The organism is Streptomyces sp. 840.1 (assembly GCF_003751445.1).
In the GTDB taxonomy this organism is placed as follows: domain Bacteria; phylum Actinomycetota; class Actinomycetes; order Streptomycetales; family Streptomycetaceae; genus Streptomyces.
The window spans coordinates 4,370,056-4,386,466 of sequence record NZ_RJUU01000001.1 but is presented as its reverse complement, the minus strand read 5'-3'; the positions used below and the strand labels follow the sequence as shown (position 1 = coordinate 4,386,466).

Here is a 16,411-nt window from a genome sequence, read left to right as displayed (position 1 = left end):
GTGGATCAGCCGCCCACCAGGTCGGAGCGCAGGCGCTCCATCAACTCCGCCGGTGCGCCGAGGAAGGTGTAGTGCGTGCCGGGGAGGACGATCTTGTCGGCCTCGGCCCACCGCTCCCAGCCGCCCATCAGCTCGTGCGGCACTTCCTGGTCACGGTCCCAGCCCACCACGGTGAGCGGGCAGGGAGCGCGTCCCGCCGCCGGCTTCACGTACCGCCTGTTCGCCTCCAGGTCGGCGGTCATCACCTCGAGGAACATGTCGATCATCTCCGCGGGCGGCTCGGCCGATCCGAGCTCGGCGAACAGGCCGGACAGTTCGGCCCGCAGACCGTCGTCGGACAGGCCGAGGAACCGGCCGTGCGGGCCGTCCTGCGGTGCGACCTGGGAGGAGACGAAACAGCGCGACGGCGGGCGAAGCCCGAGTTCCTGTATGCGCAGCACGGCCTCGAAGGCGGGGAGCGCCCCGCCGCAGTGCCCGAACACCCCGTACGGCCGGTCCAGATACTGCGCCAGCCCGTCGACCACGTCGACTGCGAGCTCTTCGTAGGTCCCGTAGTGCGGCTCCCGCATCCGGTTCTCCCGGCCGGGAAGCTGGAGCGGCACGACCTCGACCGGACCGATCCGGTCCGGCCACTTCACGTACATCGAAGCGCCACAACCCGAGTACGGGAAGCAGAACAGACGGAATTCCGCTTCTTCCGAAGGCAATTTGAGGAACAATCTCGACATCGTCACCGGCTCTTCCCGCCCATTTCCGTCAACTATCCGCGGCATGCACGCGACCGATGCGATCGTAGCGAAGTACGGCACCCACTGCCACTGCCGCGTTCCGTCAACTAACCTACTGGGAAGGCACGTTGTAGTGAGCCTTGATGGGGGACATATGCAGGGGAAGATATCCGGTGTGCCGCTCGCTCCTATCCAACAGCACTTTCTCAACGCCGGTGGTTCCGGCGCGGCCCAGAATGAATGCACCGCTATGCGGATCAGGGGCGCGCTCTCTCCGTCCGCTCTCACCCACGCGGTATCCGCGCTGATAGCCCGGCACGAGATTCTGCGCAGCACGGTGGCCGACTCGGACGGCGAACCGGTCCTTCGTGTGCCGCCCGTCCCCGCCGCACCCCCACTGACCTGGCTCGACCTGAGCGCGGAACCGGCCGGCGGGCGGGAGCCGGCGATGCACGCCGCGACGCGTGCGTTCGCCGCGGCCCCTGTCGACGTGGCGACGGGTCCGCTGTTCGGTCTCCTGGTGGTGAAGCTCACCGAGGACAGCCACGTCCTCGTCCTCTCCGTCCACCACGTGATCGCCGACATCACCGCCGTCCGTGTCATCGTGGACGAGCTGAGCCGGGACTACGCGGCGGCACTCGCCGGGGTCGCCTCCCCCGTGCCGGAACCCGGCCTGCAGTACACGGACTTCGCGCGGTGGGAGCGCGAGGTGCTGCTCCCGGTCGCGGAGCGGACCGACGGGGAGTTCTGGCGGGAGACCCTCGCGGGCGTCCCCAGCGCGCTCGACCTGCGGACCGACCGCCCCCGCCCCGCGCTGAAGGGCACCGAGGGGCGCCGCAGCGAGTTCCGGTTCGCCCAGGCCCTCGGCCCCAGGCTGCTGGCCTTCGCCCGCGAACACCGCACCACGGCCTACACCGTGTCGCTGGCCGGCTTCGCCGCACTGGTCAACAAATCCACCGGGGCCCGCGACTTCGTCCTCGGCGTCCTCGCGGCGAACCGGTCCGCCCCGGGAACGGCAGATCTCGTCGGCCAGTTCGCGAACACGCTGCCCCTGCGCCTCGACGTGGGCGGCGATCCCTCCTTCGAGGTGCTGACCGAACGCTGCGGGAACACCGTGGCGAGCGCCGTGGACCACGAACGGCTGGCGCTGAGCCGCATCCTCGCCCTGGCGAGGCCCGCCCGCGATCCCAGCCGGACCCCGCTCATCCAGCACCTCTTCCTCCCCCGGCTCGACGCACTGGGCACCACCTCGTTCGGCGGACTTCCCGCCGAACCGGTCGAAGTCCACCGGGGACGGGGCCGGTTCGACACCATCGTCGAGTTCGAGGCCACCGCGGAGGTGACCGCGGCCTGGATCGAGTACGACACCGCGATCTACACCGAGCAGGGCATCGCCGAGCTGATGAGGGACTACGAGCTCCTCCTCGGGGCACTGCTCGACGCGCCCCGGGAGCCCCTGTCGGGGCTCGCGTTCGCCTCCGGCCCCGGCGACGACGTACGCCGTGCGGCCCACGAGGCGGGGGCACCCCTCAGGGCGGCCCTGAGCGCCACCGGCGGAAAGCCAGGGTCCGGCGCCCTGACCGTCGTGGACAGCGCGATCCCCGACACCGAACTCGCACGGCTGCGGGAGAGACCCGGGCAGCGCGTCATCCGTATGCTCCCCCTGCCCGGCACGGACACGGTGCTGGCCGTGGATCTCACCGCGCTGCCCCGGGAATGGCCGGTCGTGCTCGCACCCGGCCCCGGCCGGCTGGTGCTCGGCGACGGAGCCCATCCGCTGTCCGCCTACACACCCGCCCCGCTGTCCGTCGTCCACGAGGGCCGCATCGTCCCGACGGGCCTCACCGCGCGTCTGAGCCCGGCCGGCGCCGTGCACCTGGTCTCCGGCGCCGAGTTCGTGACGCACGGCGCCCCGGCGCCCGTCCGCACCGGCGACGACGCCCTGCTGTCCGTGGTGTGCGAACTCTGGGCGGAGACCATGGAGCTGCGGGCGGTGTCCGCCGATGACGACTTCTTCGCCATCGGCGGACACTCGATGCTCGCCGCTCGCCTGGTGGCGAACGTGAGCGAGAGCCTCGACGCGGAGATGGGGATCCGGGTCCTGTTCGAGAACCCGACGCCCGGCATGCTCACGACGGAACTGCGGCGCCGGTATCCGCATCTGGACGACGTACTGCGCCTTGTCGCCTCGGAGCCGGACCCGGACCCGGCTCCGGAGAGCGAGGCCGCCGGGAGACCGGCCCCGGCGCCCCGCCAGGACTCGGGCGAGCGGCTCGTTCCGCTGCTCTCCGCGCAGCAGCAGCTCTGGCTGGCCGAGCAGGTGAACCCGGGGCTCCTCACCCACACCATCCCCCTGCTGCTGCGCCTCGACGGCCCCTTGGACAGCGACGCGCTGCGCGCCGCGGTCGGTGACATCGTCGCCCGGCAGGCCGGGCTGCGCGGCACGTTCGTGGAGATCGACGGCGAACCCATGCAGCGCATCGCGCCGTTCCTCGGATTCGACGTCCCCATGACCGACCTGAGCCACCTGCCGCCGCAGACCCTCCGCAAGCAGAGCCGCGCCCTGGAGGAGGAGACCGCGTACGGGGGCTTCGACATCACGAGCGAGCCCCTGCTGCGCGCGCGCCTGGTACGCCTGGGCGAGCAGGAGCACGTACTGCATCTGCTGTTCCACCACCTCGTCACCGACGAGGTCTCGATGACGGTCTTCATGCGCGAGCTCTCCGCGTTCTACAACGCGCGGACCGGGCAGGGCGCGGTACGGCTGGACGAGCTCGCCCTCGACTTCGCGGAACTGGCTGCGGGTGAGCAGGAGTTGCTGGCGAGCCCGGAGGGCGACCGGCTGCGCCGGTTCTGGAGGGGAACGCTGGCCGGCGCGCCGGAGCTCTGCCTTCCCACCGACCGGCCACGCCCCCCGCGGCCCACCCACGAGGGCGAGTTCCTGGAACGACGTGTGTCCAGGGAACTGGCGGAGGCCATGAGCAGGCTGGCCCGGGAACACCGGGTGACCGCCTATACCGTCTTCCTCACCACGGTCGTCGTCCTGCTGCACCGGCTGAGCGGGCAGAGCGATTTCGTGGTCGGCGTGCCCACGGAGAACCGCTCCAGGAGGGGATCCGAGCAGCTGATGGGCTGCTTCCTCAACGTCGTCCCGGTGCGTGTGGACTGCTCGGGCGACCCCGCATTCGGTGAGCTGCTGGACCGGGTGAGCACGAGTCTGCTGCTGTCCTACGACCATCAGCGGCTGCCGTTCGCCGACATCCTCGACGCGGTCCGGCCGGACCGGCAGGCCGATCGTCATCCGCTCTACCAGGTCACCTGCGAGCTGCAGCTCGCCGACTGGATGCCGCTCGACCTGAACGGCTGCGCGTCCCGCTACGAGCTCCTCTCCCACGGCACCGCCCGGTACGAGCTGTCGTTCCACGGAGTCATCCGCGAGGACGCCTTCCTGGTCATGCTGGAGATCAACACCGGCCTGTGGGAGCGGGAGACAGGTCTGCGGCACATCGATCACGTGGTGGAGCTGCTCACCGAGGTGACGGCCGAACCGCACACGCCGGTCTCCCGGCTCGACATCCGACCTCGCTCACAGGAGTGAACTGTGCATCTGCCGGAGCAGAACGGCCCCCGGATCCTCGCCCTGTGGAGCGCACCGCGCTGCCGGTCGACGGCCTTCATGCGCATGATGGCCGAGCGGGGCGACTTCCTCGTGGTTCACGAACCCTTCTCGCACCTCGCCGACTTCGGGGTGGCCGAGGCCGGTCCGCTGCGGGCCCACAGCGAGGCGGAGCTGATCGCGGCGCTGCGGGAGCTCTCCGAGCAGCGCCCGGTCTTCTTCAAGGACACCACGGACTTCCACTACCCCGGTCTGCTCGCCGACTCCGCGTTCCTCGCCGAGGCGACCCACACCTTCATCATCCGCCATCCCCGGGAGGCGATCGCCTCGCATTTCGCGCTGAATCCCTCGCTGGGACGCGATGAGATCGGGTTCGCCCGGCTGGCCGAGATCTACGACGCGGTCGAGGCGACGGGCCGCGAACCGGTGGTCGTCGACTCCGGCCTCCTGATGGAGCGGCCGGCCGACACCGTCGCCGCGTACTGCGCCGGGGTGGGCATCGCCTACCGGGAAGAGGCCCTGTCCTGGCAGCCCGGGATGCGCGAGGAGTGGCGCAGGACCCAGCGGTGGCACGAGTCGACCAGCCGGACGGACGGCTTCCACAAGGAGGCCTCCCCGTACGGGACCACCCCGGACAACGACGAGACACTCGCGGAGTACCTGCGGTTCCACCTGCCGTTCTACGAGAAGCTGCTGTCACGGCGGATGACGCTCCATCCGTGACAGCGGCTTCCGCGAGGGAGTCAGTACGCCGCGTTCTGCCCTGCTGCCGTGACGGTCTCCGCCATCAGCCGGAGGGCGCGGCGGTCCAGCTTCCCGCTGGGCAGCTGGGGCAGTGACTCGACCGCGGTCAGCGTCGCGGGAACCATGTGGTCGGGCAGCCGTTCCCGCAGTTCCTCGCGTACGACGTCGGCGTCGAGGGACTCCTTCACCAGGACGAAGGCGACAAGTATCCGGTCGATGCCTTCGTCACCCGCCACTGTCGCTCCGCACGCGTTCACACCCGGGTGGTCGCTGACGGCCGCCTCGACCTCCGCGAGCTCGACGCGGAAGCCCCGGACCTTCACCTGGTCGTCGGCTCGCCCGAGGAAGTCGAGCGCGCCGTCGGCGCGCTTGCGCACCAGGTCACCCGTGCGGTACATCCGCTCACCGTGGCCGTCGGGCGCCGGCAGGAAGCGTTCCGCCGTCAGACCGGGACGGTTCCAGTAGCCGTACGCCACCTGCGCACCGGCGACATGGAGCTCGCCGATCCCGCCCACGCCCAGCTCATGGCCGTCGGCGTCGAGAACGTACACGCGGTTGCCGGGGATGGCCGTGCCGATCGGGGGGAGGGCGAGCCACCGGGCCGGATCGGCCTCCAGGGGATGGTGGGTGACGGCGTGCGTCTCGACGGGGCCGTAGTGGTTGAACATGCGGCACCCCGGCAGCCGCGCCATGAGCTCGCGCAGGGCTCGCGTGCACTGCAGCTGCTCGCCTCCGGGAATGATCTCCCGGAGGGACGCCGCCTCCACGTCGACCGCGTCGGCGACCATCACGAGGGACTGCAGTCCGACGTACGGGAGGAAGATCCGCTCCACCCGGGCCGCGATGACCAGCTCCCAGGTGCGGACCGGATTGCGGCGGGTCTCGTGGTCGATGCAGACCAGGGTCCCGCCACTGGCGAAGGTGGAGAAGATCTCCTGGAGGGCCACGTCGAACGAGATCGCCCCGTACTGAAGGGTCCGGCTCCCCGGGCCGCAGTCCGAGGCCTCCGTCTGCCAGCGGACGAGGTTCGCGAGGCCGGCGTGCGGCATCATCACGGCCTTGGGCCCACCGGTGGACCCCGAGGTGTAGAGCAGATAGCAGCCGTCAGCCGGATCCGGTTCCTCCAGCTCCTCACCGGATCTCGTCTCCTCGCCGCTCAGCACCTCCCCCAGCACGAAGGCTTCCCGCCCGTCGGCGGTGAAGGGCCCCAGCGTGTTCTCCTGGCCGACCACCACGGCCGCGCCGCTGTCGTCCAGCATCATCCGCAGCCTGGCGGCCGGATAGGTGACGTCCAGGGGCAGCACCACGGCGCCGGACCGGAGAATGCCGAGCAGCCCGGCCAGGAGGCCGGGCGAGCGCTCGGCGGCCAGCGCGACGATGTCCCCGGTCCGCACACCGCGTGATCGCAGGGCTCGGGCGATCCGGCCCGCGTCGCGCCAGAGTTCCCCGTAGGAGAGGGTGTCCGCCCCGTCGACGACCGCCGGCAGGGTGGCGTACTCGGCGGCCGCCGTACCGATCGCGCCGACGATCGTTGTCGCATCCTGTATCCGCGTCACCCGACCGGTCCCCCTTCCGCGGCGGAGGCGTCCGCAAGGACCCCTTCGAGCTCCGTGAGCACGGCGGCGAGCCCCGGATTGCGCATGATGCTGTAGTGGTCACCCTCGACCCGGGACACGACCAGGCCGGGCACGTACGGGCGCCAGGCCTCAGCCGCGGAGGGCGACTTGGATGCCTGCATGAGGTGCACTCCGCCCGGGTAGGGGGCCGCGGGGCGGTAGCCGGCCAGGTTGCGGATGTGCGAGCGGTAGACGGAGTACTGGCGCATCATCTCCTCCAGGTCGAGGGCCTCGGGCACATCGGGTCCCAGGCGTTCCAGGATGTCGGCGAACACCCTGCGCGGCGGGAGCAGAGCCGTCTCGGGCGAGGCCGGGAGCGCCAGGTCGAAGTCCGCGCGCACCCCTTGCAGATAGCCGTCGAGCAGTCGCGCCTCCGCGTCGGGCGCCGCGGGGTCCCCTTCGAACAGCGCGGAGTCGATCATCGCGAGGGGCACGGCGGGACCGCCGTTCGCGGCGTGCACGCGGGCCATCTCGAACGCCACCACGCCGCCCAGTGACCAGCCGGCGAGGGCGAAGGGGGCATCGGCGATCTCATCGGTCAGCTGTTCGAGATAGTGCTCGGCGAGCGCGGTCAGCGAAGCACCCGGGTGCCGTCCCTCGAAGGCATACACGGTCCGGTTGGTGAGCGCGGTGGCCATCGGTCCGTAGCAGAACACCCCGCCGCCCGCGGGGTGGACCAGGACCAGGGGCAGTGGCGCGGAACCGGACTGCATCCGGACCAGGTTGCCGCCGGCCCCGCCTCCGCTGGAGACGGTGGCGATGCGCGCGGCCAGATCGGCGATCGTGCGGTAGCGGAACAGCACGCTCACGGGCAGATCGACGCGGGTCGCCCGGCGCACGCGGCTCATCAGCTGGATCGCCAGCAGCGAGTGCCCGCCCAGCAGGAAGAAGTTGTCGTGGATCCCGATGTCCGCGACACCGAGCACGGAACGCCAGATCCCGACGAGCAGCCGTTCCGTGGCGGTACGCGGCGCGACGCGTCTCTCCTCGTCCTCCTCGGCACCCTCGATCTCACGCAGAGCCGCCAGGTCGACCGTTCCCCGCCCCGTCAGGGGCAGCTCCTCAAGGAACAGATAGGCGTCGGGCACCAGGACGCCGGGCAGCAGCCGCTGTGCGTGCGCCCGTACCGAGTCGCGAAGCTGTGCGGGCTCCCCCCACGCCCCCGCGGGCGTGAGGCAGGCGGTGAGCCGGGCGGGCCCGCCGTCCTTGCCGTCGGACGCCGACACCACTCTCGCGTCGCCGATGGACCCGTGGCCGGACAGCGTCTCCTCGATCTCGCCCCGCGGCACCCGGACCTGCCGTACGTAGGTCTGGTCCGCCTCGGCGCCGAGCACCTCCAGCGTCCCGTCCTCCCTGAACCGGCCCAGATCGCCGGTCGCGGCTTCGCCGGCCACGCCGGGCCCGGTGCTGACGCATACCCTCCCGGGCGCTCCGATGGGCAGGAGCAGGCCGTCGCCGTCCCGGATCCGTACGGCCAGCCCCGAGCAGACGGTCCCCGCCACGTCGTGGCCCGCCGGGACGTCTCCGGTGCACCTTCGGCTCGCGACATCGCCGATCCCCGCGACCCGGTAGACCGACCAGAACTCGGTGTCCGGCAGGGCCCGCAGGCAACGCTGTTCGAGGCCGAGGCCGAGGGCCTCGCCGGTGACGAGGACCCGGCGCGGTGCCGGCGAGGCCTCGCCCCGCTCCACGGCCCGGATCACCTGGTGCAGCAGTCCGGGCGCGAGGACCAGTGTGTCGACGTCCTCTTCGGCCAGTACCGTCAGCACGGCGTCCAGAAGTCCCTCGGCCGCCTCGACGAGCACCAGCTGCGCGCCCGCGTCGAGCACCCACAGCGCCTCGTCGAGTGCGACGGTCCGGATGTCCGCCGCGATCACCACGACGCCGCCGGCCGGCAGCTCGAAACCGCGTGCGCGCCGGGCAACCGCGCGCCGCAGCGCGGGATCGGAGTCCCTGGCCCGCCATGCGGGGAGCAGCTCGCCGGTAACCCGGCGTTCGGCGTCCGGACTCGACGCCGGGCGGACCCGGACGACCGGCTCGCCCCGCTCCGCCCCGCCCGGCACGGGCCGAGGGTGTTCCTCAGCCGTTCCTCCGACCCGGCCGAACTCGTCGAGATCGGCGCGCTCGAACAGCTCGAGGCCGCTGAGCGGGACGTCGGGCTGTGCGACTGCCGCGGCGAGGAGGCGTTCGAGGAGCCCTGACATCCGGGCGATGGCGGCTGCCGGGAAGAGGTCGCGGTTGTACAGCCAGGAGCCGCCCATCCCGTCTTCCCCAACGAAGGCGTTGAACTCCAGGTCGAACCGCACGATCCCCGTATCGAAAGGCACGAGGACGGCGTCCAGGTTCGGCAGCCGCAGCCTCTCGTTCGACGCCGACTGGAAGTTGAACAGGACCTGGAAGATTGGCGTGACGGTCGGGTTGCGGTCGGGCTGGAGCTCCACCACGAGCTTCTCGAACGGCATGTCCTGATGGGCGAACGCCCCCAGGGCGACTTCGCGTGCCCGGCCGACCGCCTCGTTCAGGCTGGGCCGGCCCTCGAGATTCATGCGCATGACGAGGGTGTTGACGAAGAAGCCGATCATTCCCTGCAGCTCGCTGTGCGTCTGCCCCGCGGCCGGCACGCCCACCACGATGTCGTCCTGGGCGCTGTACCGCTGCAGCAGCGCGGTGAAGCAGGACAGGACCACGGAGAACGGGGTCGTCCTGGCCCGCGCGGCGAACGCGAGGATGTCCTCGCGCAGCCGGTCGGGAAACGCGAACTCGTGGATCCCGCCGTTGGCACGGTGATGGACCGGCCGGGAGGCGTCGAGGGGCAGTTGCAGCAAGCCCGGCGCGCCGTCGAGGCAGTCGCTCCAGTACGCGCTCAGTTCCTTCGCCCGCTCGCCCGACAGGCGGGCACGCTGCCAGAGCGCGAAGTCGATGTACTGCTGCTGTACGGGCGGCAGTTGTGCCTCGGGACCGCCGCGGACCTGTCCGTAGAGCCCGTCCAGCTCCCGGAACAGCGTCACGATCGACCAGCCGTCACAGACGACGTGATGCACGGTCAGACAGATCAGATGGTCCTCGGGGCCCGTCCTGAGGAGCAGGGCGCGAAGCAAGGGCCCCTTCGCGAGGTCGAAGGGCTGCCTGATCGAGGCCTTGACCCGCTGGTCCGCCGCGGCCTGCGGGTCCTGCTCCGTGCTGACATCGCAGACGTCGACCACCGGCTCGTACGGGTCGCACACCCGCTGCACCGGGACGCCGTCATTGCCGAGGAACACCGTGCGCAGCACTTCGTGGCGGCGGATCACCTCGCCCAGCGCCTTCGCCAGCGCGCCGGGGTCCGGAGCGGTGCGGGTCCGCAGGACGATGGGGACGTTGTAGGCGCTGCTGCCCGGCACCAGGCGGTCGAGGATCCACAAGCGCCGTTGCGCGAAGGAAACGGGGCCGGTGCGGGCCGCCGTGCTTCGTCCGGTATCGGCCAACATCGCCGCAAGCCGTCTGCGCTTGGCTGCGAGGCTGTCTGTCGCGTCCTGGTCCTGCATGGCAGCTCATCCCTTCCTACGGTCCTGCACCCGGCTCAGACGGCGACCCGCAACTCCTCGGGCACTTCGTCGAAGAGTGTGTGCACGGAACCCAGGACGATCCAGATCGTCGCGATCCAGGCAAGCGCCGCGGCCACGAAGAAGGTCGCCGCGTTGGAGGAGAACGCCGCGATGCCGCTGCCGAGCAGCGGACCTATCGCATTGGCTCCCCACACGAACGGCAGCGCCACCCCGCCCACACGCCCCATGGCCTGCGGAGGTGTGGCCTTCTGGATGAGGGTCATGATGCCGACGTTCGCGATCGGGGACGTGAACGAGGAAACGAGCTGAGAGATGACGATCACGACGAACGCGAAGGTCGTGCCACCCGTCTGGGCGGTGGGAAGTAGCACGAACGCCACACCGAGCACGAGATGGGTGAAGATCAGGGTCCGCCCCATGCCGTACTTGGCGTTGATCTTCCGGGAGAGCATCGCGCCGGCCACGACGGCGATACCGCCGGCCGCGAGAGCCAGACCCAGCCGTCCCGGACCGAAGTCCAGATCCTTGTACGCGTAAACGATGATCATCGCGAGCGTCATCGAGACCGCCATGTTGCCGAAGGTCGCCATCAGCGTCAGATAGCGCAACAGGCGGTTGCCGAAGGTGAGTTGCACTCCGGCCCGGAGCTCTCCCAGAGTGGCGGCGACTCCGCGCGCCGCGACGGCGGGGGCGGGCTCCTTCGCCTTGATGAACATCAGGGCGATGCTCGAGACCAGATACGAGCCGGCATCGGCCGTGATGGCCTTGGCGGCACCGATGAGCCCGACCAGGCCACCACCGGCGGAACGGCCCAGGACGACCGCCAGCGACCGGCTCAGCTGGGTCTTGGCATTTCCGTCCGCGAAATCCTGCCGTTCCAGCAGGTTCGGCAAATACGCCTGGTACGCGAGTTGGAACACGACGTCGAAAATGCCCTTGACCAGTGCGGCCACATACAGGTGGGTCACGGTGAGATGACCCAGCACCGCGGCCAGCGGCAACGAACCGAGCGTGACAAAACGCCCGATGTTGGCAATGTGCATCAACGGCTTGCGACGGAAACGGTCGGTGAACACACCCAGCAGTGGCGCGAGGAGTACGAACGGTATCCACTGCAGCGCAACGAGGACACCGACACCCAGCGTGCCCTCTCCGAAGACGAGTACAGCCAATGAGGGAAGCGCGATGATGCTGATCTCGCTGCCCAGCAGACTTACCGACTCACCCGACCACAGCAAACCGAAGTCGCGGTTTCGGAAGAGTAATGACTTGGACTTGCCTTCCATAACGTATATCCGACCTTTCCGAGTGAGCATACGCGTCAGGAGTACCGTCTTTTACGGACGAATCCGGCGGCGATTTCAGATGCGCCAACCAGGTTGGCCAGGCTACGAGTTGAGGCCCACCGGAGCAAGTCCCGCCGCTCTGCCGGAAATTACGGCCGACTGACGAATACCGCCTTCATCACCGTTCCGCTCGCCACCGCTTCCAGTGCGGCGCGATGGTCCTCCAAGGGAAAAGCCGTCACCATACTGGCCAAATCGAAGCGGCGGGCAAGGGCGGGCAGCAGTCGTACGTACTCGACGAGGTGCGCGCCGCTGAACGCCCAGGAACCGACGACATCGAGCTGCCGGTAGACGATCTGGTGGGGATTGATCACCGTGTCACCGCTGTCGGTGTACTGGCCGATGACCAGATACGAGCCACCGCGTCGGCAGAACCGCATTCCCTGGCTGATCGCCGCGGGCACCCCGGTACATTCGATGACCAGGTCGGCGCCGAGCCCGCCGGTCAGGCCGAGGACCTTGTCCATGGCGAGGTCCCGGTCCTCCGCCTCGACGAGATTCACGTGGTGGTCGGCGATCCCCGCCTTCGCGGCGAGGCCGAGCCGCTGCTCCGGCCCACCGACGAGGATGACCTTCGACGCTCCGGCGAGCTGCGCCAGCGCGGCCGCGGCGAGTCCGACGGGGCCGCTGCCCTGGACCACCACCACTTCACCGACGCGCACCGGGCGCCGCTCGTACAGCGCGTGCACCATCGTCGGCCCCGCGCAGGCCAGCGACATCGCGGCCGGCCGCCCCACGCCCGCCGGGAGTCTGACGACCGTGGTTCCCTCCCGGAGCACGATGCATTCGGCCCAGGAGCCGGAGAGTGCGGGCTCCGCGGAGGCCGGGCGGTTCACTCCATAGGTCTGCCGGTTCTCGCACAGCGTCGGCTCCCGGTGGACCTGGCAGTAGACGCACTGTCCGCAGGCGATCGAGGAGGCCCACATGACATCGTCACCGACGGCGAGCGGGGAGCCGTGGGCGTCCCGGTCGGCCCCGGGACCCAGCTCGCGCACGGTGCCGAGTCCTTCGTGTCCGAGCACCAGCGGGGTGGGAATGGCCAAGTGGCCTTGCTGCAAGTGGAGATCGGTCCCGCAGATGCCGCCGAAGCGGCTTTCCACGACCAGTCCGCCGGGTGGCGCGGGCGGGACGTCGAACTCGCGGAGTACCAGGGGTTCACCGAACTGTTCCAGCACGACCGCCCTCGCCGTGGCCGGGTACGTGCCGTGTTCCGCGTGATCGCTCACTTCGCCCCACCTCCGGCGAGGGAATCCAGGGGTTCGTCGGCCATCCGCAGGGGCCTCGTGTCACGGCAGATGAGGTACTCGGGCCGTGGTTCCTTCAGGGGGCGGGGCTGATTGGCCACGTGGTTGTAGGTGGCGATCAGCAGTTTGCGCGGGAAGGGCGACATGTTCGGGGCCGAGCCGTGGACGACTTCCGGGTCGAAGAACACGACCGAGCCGGCCCGGCACTTGGGGCTCTGCATTCCGTGTTCCCGCACGAGTGCGGCCATCTCGGACTCGGACAGCCGGATGTCGTCCGGGTCGAGATGCTGCTCGGACCTCCGCTCCCGCCCTCTGCCCTCGCTCACCAGACCGTTGCGGTGCGAACCGGGAATGAAGATCAGCGGGCCGTTGAACTCGGTCACGTCGTCGAGATAGAGACCGACGTTGAGCAGGCGCGGAGCCGGGAGGTTGTCGGCGATCTTCCAGGCGAGGTAGTCCTGGTGCCACGCCCAGAGGTCGCCGGTGAACGGCGGCTTCGCGTTCACCTTGAACTGGTAGAGGTAGAGATCCTCGTGCAGAAGCTGATGTGCGGGACCGAGCAGCCGGGAGGAGCGCACCAGAGCCGCGAACTCGGGCTGTCGCCGGTGTGAGCTGTACACCGCGCGAGCCGTGTCGCCGCGCTCCTCCATGATCCGCTGCTCGCCGGGTATCAGGCTGTCCCGGCGAAAGGCCTCCCGGAGAGCCTCGACCTCTTTCTCGTCGAAGACCGACTCCATCAGCAGAAAACCCTGATCCCGGAACAGGCCCACCTGCTCCTCGTTGAGACGCATATCTCCCCCATTTCGTGGAATGCGGCAGAATCGGCACCAGCACACGGGACGGGTCAGGACCAGATGGCGAGCGGCCCCCGGCCGGTCACCCCGAGGAAGAAGGAGAGGCTCACCCTTCGCCCCTCGCCCTGGGCCGGCTCGACCGCGTGGAGGTTCCGCGAGTCGAAGATGACGGCGTCACCGGCCTCGGGTTTGACGCAGGCTACGGGTTCGCCCCGTACGGCCTCATCCGTGTACCCGTATCCATCCCTGTACTGTTCGTCCGACGGCCGCCACCCGTGGCGGTACACAAAGGTTTCACCGCCGGCCTTCGGCATCGAGAGATACCAGTTGAACGTGAGGAAACTGGCGGGCGGCTCATCGAGAACGCCGGGGAATTCCCGGACGATCTCATCGAAATGGATCTTCGCACCGCTCGCTATTTCGCGAATCATGCCGGCAAAGAGCTCCCGGCCGCCCGACGTCGCGGGAATCAGCTCATCCCCCCAGGCCGCACGGAGCCGCTGCTTCGCGACATCCATGGGATCACCGCCGCGGAGCAAGGTGGCCCGGGTCCCGACAGACTGCTCCGCATGCTCCCAATAGCGCTCGCCGAGACCGTAGTCTCCGTAGAAGTCGTACGCCGCGGGACCCAGCTTCGCGATCCGCGGGAATATCAGCGACTCGTCGTATCCACCCAACTCGCAGGTAGCGAGACTGCTCATCACGTCTTCACAGTCCACCAGTGAGGAGAATCCTCTGATCCGAACGGCGCCGAGCACTCCGACCGCCAGCCGGAGGATATGATCCCGGGTGAGTTCATCAACCGTTTCCGAATCGAATAACGTGAAGATCGGCGAGTTATTGGCACTCGCGTCCTCGAGCACCGCACCATTCTCACCTGACACCGCTTCTCCCCCTCACGAAGAATTCCCGACGAGCATATATTCACTCGATCGAGTCGGGCACTACTTTTCCCAAGATTTCGTCACTCGGCCGGAAGGACGACCGCGGTGGCCGCGATGCCCTCCATGACCAGCCAGCGGCCTTCGAAGGAGTCGGGCATACCGGATGCACGGCACAGCAGTTGCGCGGTGAAGGTGCCTTCGGCCACACCCTGTTCCGGGCGGCGGAAAATGATCTCCGCCTGGTTGAAGTCGAGTTCGAGCCGGGTCAGCGGATACCAGGCCTTGAAGACGCTTTCCTTGGCACTGAAGAGCAGCCGGTCCCAGTGGATGGCGCCGGCCGGCTGCTGGGCGGACATCCACCGGTCCTCCTCGGCAGACGCGACCAACTTGCGTATGTCAGAAGGTAGTTGCACATGCGGTTCGGCGTCGATGCCCAGCGAGCGGATCTCGCGCGCGCTGGCCAGAGCCGCCCCCCGGTAGCCCTGGCAGTGCGTCATGCTCCCGACGAACCCGGCGGGCCACAGCGGGGCGCCCCGCGGGCCGCGCAGGATGGGTACGGGCGCGAGACCGAGGCGGGCCATGGCCCGCCGGGCGCAGCCGCGGACGGAGGCGAACTCGGCTCTGCGGGCAAGCGTGCTCCGGGCCACCTGGGCCGTCTCCTCGGGGAAGAGCGTGTCGGCGGACGGGTGGTCCTCGCGGGAGTGGGCGCAGGAGACCGAGGCGGGGACAAGGCGCTCTATCACGATGCCGTCCCCTGCCGCGTCCCTGCCGTATCCTCGCGGCCCGCCGGCTCCTGCGGCCCTTGTTCGTACGGCAGGATCCGACGCAGCAGTCCGTGGGGGTGACCCCGCTTGCGCCACTCCCGCGGATAGCCGATCGAGACCTCCTCGAAGCGCACTCCGTCGTACCACGTGGTGCGGGGTATGTGGAGGTGCCCGTACACCACTGCCGCGACGTTGAAGCGGCGGTGCCAGTCCGCCGTGAGTTCCGTTCCGCACCACTGGGCGAACTCCGGGTGCCACAGCACCGAGGTGGGTTTCCGTATCAGCGGCCAGTGCCCCACGAGTACCAGTGGGATGTCCGGGTCATGAGCGGCGAGCCGCTGCTCGGTCCGGGCCACCCGGGCCCTGCACCAGTCCTCCCGTGCCGGATACGGGTCGTGGTGCAGCATGTACTCGTCCGTGCAGACGACGCCGGCCTCTTGGGCGCGGGCAAGGGATTCCGCCTTGGTCGCCGCGCCCGGGACCCGGAAGGTGTAGTCGTACAGGAGGAACATCGGCGCGACGGCCACCGGTCCCCCGGGGCCTCGCCACAGCGGAAACGGGTCCTCCGGCGTGCTCACGCCGAGCTTTCCGCACAGCTCGACGAGGCTCTCGTAGCGCGCCTGCCCGGTCAGCCGGACCGGGTCCTTCTGCGTCGTCCACAGCTCGTGGTTGCCGGGGGTCCAGATGACGTGGGCGAACCGCTCCGAGAGCAGCTCGAGCGCCCATTGCACGTCATCCATCCGCTCGGCGACGTCACCCGCGACTATCAGCCAGTCGTGGTCACCGGACGGGCGTAGCGACTCGACGATCGGCCGGTTCTCGGCCATGCCTACGTGCAGGTCACTGACCGCGAGAAGCCGGCCGGGCTCCACTCTCGCCGATGGACCCGGGTCGTTCGGAGGACTCATAGAGACGGTTTCCCGTTCTGACGGCCGATGAGGGGCCCCGCGACGACCATGCGGAGTAGTTCGAAAGCACCGTCTCACGGCCAACTATGCGCTGGCAATGATCAGTTGCTCATCACCCGGTCACACGGGCGCCGGTACCCGGCCGACGCCGGGACGGCACGCGCGGCACTCGATACACGCATATCCGGCGTCGGTGGCGGCCTGAGGGCAGGCCCGTGACCC

At 69.5% G+C, this 16,411-nt stretch carries 11 protein-coding genes; 2 read left to right on the top strand and 9 right to left on the bottom strand.

Going from position 1 to position 16,411, the window contains the following annotated elements:
- Nucleotides 1-5 precede the first annotated feature (5 nt).
- Nucleotides 6-728 (bottom strand): thioesterase II family protein, encoded by a 723-nt coding sequence (locus EDD93_RS20090; protein ID WP_123527883.1) that lies wholly within the window; start codon nucleotides 726-728, stop codon nucleotides 6-8.
- Nucleotides 729-771: 43 nt separating this feature from the next.
- Between EDD93_RS20090 and EDD93_RS20085 the strand changes: the two genes are divergently transcribed.
- Nucleotides 772-4,326, top strand: a complete 3,555-nt coding sequence (locus tag EDD93_RS20085) for a condensation domain-containing protein (protein WP_311318325.1) — start codon at nucleotides 772-774, stop codon at nucleotides 4,324-4,326.
- Nucleotides 4,327-4,329: 3 nt separating this feature from the next.
- A complete protein-coding gene (locus EDD93_RS20080) occupies nucleotides 4,330-5,067 on the top strand; it encodes a sulfotransferase family protein (protein WP_260255793.1) in 738 nt (245 codons plus the stop codon).
- Nucleotides 5,068-5,087: 20 nt separating this feature from the next.
- On the opposite strand, the gene EDD93_RS20075 is transcribed toward EDD93_RS20080, so the two are convergent.
- The 8 genes from EDD93_RS20075 to EDD93_RS20040 all read right to left on the bottom strand — a co-directional run bounded on the left by EDD93_RS20075 (nucleotide 5,088) and on the right by EDD93_RS20040 (nucleotide 16,189).
- Nucleotides 5,088-6,644, bottom strand: coding sequence for an amino acid adenylation domain-containing protein (locus tag EDD93_RS20075; protein ID WP_123526455.1), 1,557 nt, complete (start codon nucleotides 6,642-6,644; stop codon nucleotides 5,088-5,090).
- Nucleotides 6,641-10,228, bottom strand: a complete 3,588-nt coding sequence (locus EDD93_RS20070) for a condensation domain-containing protein (RefSeq protein WP_123526454.1) — start codon at nucleotides 10,226-10,228, stop codon at nucleotides 6,641-6,643. The genes EDD93_RS20075 and EDD93_RS20070 overlap by 4 nt, the downstream gene beginning before the upstream one ends.
- 35 nt (nucleotides 10,229-10,263) lie before the next feature.
- Entirely contained in the window at nucleotides 10,264-11,535 is a 1,272-nt protein-coding gene (locus EDD93_RS20065) for an MFS transporter (RefSeq protein ID WP_123526453.1), read from the bottom strand.
- A gap of 149 nt (nucleotides 11,536-11,684) precedes the next feature.
- Entirely contained in the window at nucleotides 11,685-12,821 is a 1,137-nt protein-coding gene (locus EDD93_RS20060; RefSeq protein ID WP_123526452.1) for a zinc-binding dehydrogenase, read from the bottom strand.
- Complete coding sequence (locus EDD93_RS20055; protein ID WP_123526451.1) at nucleotides 12,818-13,630, bottom strand: phytanoyl-CoA dioxygenase family protein; 813 nt, start codon at nucleotides 13,628-13,630, stop codon at nucleotides 12,818-12,820. The genes EDD93_RS20060 and EDD93_RS20055 overlap by 4 nt, the downstream gene beginning before the upstream one ends.
- Before the next feature lie 53 nt (nucleotides 13,631-13,683).
- The gene (locus EDD93_RS20050) at nucleotides 13,684-14,496 is read right to left on the bottom strand and encodes a putative 2OG-Fe(II) oxygenase (RefSeq protein ID WP_123526450.1); all 813 of its coding nucleotides are present in this window, start codon (nucleotides 14,494-14,496) and stop codon (nucleotides 13,684-13,686) included.
- Nucleotides 14,497-14,597: 101 nt separating this feature from the next.
- Nucleotides 14,598-15,260, bottom strand: coding sequence for a 4'-phosphopantetheinyl transferase (locus EDD93_RS20045; RefSeq protein WP_123526449.1), 663 nt, complete (start codon nucleotides 15,258-15,260; stop codon nucleotides 14,598-14,600).
- Entirely contained in the window at nucleotides 15,257-16,189 is a 933-nt protein-coding gene (locus EDD93_RS20040) for a metallophosphoesterase (RefSeq protein ID WP_123526448.1), read from the bottom strand. Before EDD93_RS20040 ends, EDD93_RS20045 begins: the two co-directional genes overlap by 4 nt.
- Nucleotides 16,190-16,411: the final 222 nt, after the last annotated feature.

What these genes read in the sequence shown, in the direction of transcription:
- EDD93_RS20090 (WP_123527883.1), bottom strand. Translation starts at nt 728, where the DNA reads ATGTCGAGATTGTTCCTCAAATTGCCTTCGGAAGAAGCGGAATTCCGT.
- EDD93_RS20085 (WP_311318325.1), top strand. Translation starts at nt 772, where the DNA reads ATGCACGCGACCGATGCGATCGTAGCGAAGTACGGCACCCACTGCCAC.
- EDD93_RS20070 (WP_123526454.1), bottom strand. Translation starts at nt 10,228, where the DNA reads ATGCAGGACCAGGACGCGACAGACAGCCTCGCAGCCAAGCGCAGACGG.
- EDD93_RS20065 (WP_123526453.1), bottom strand. Translation starts at nt 11,535, where the DNA reads ATGGAAGGCAAGTCCAAGTCATTACTCTTCCGAAACCGCGACTTCGGT.
- EDD93_RS20055 (WP_123526451.1), bottom strand. Translation starts at nt 13,630, where the DNA reads ATGCGTCTCAACGAGGAGCAGGTGGGCCTGTTCCGGGATCAGGGTTTT.
- EDD93_RS20040 (WP_123526448.1), bottom strand. Translation starts at nt 16,189, where the DNA reads ATGAGTCCTCCGAACGACCCGGGTCCATCGGCGAGAGTGGAGCCCGGC.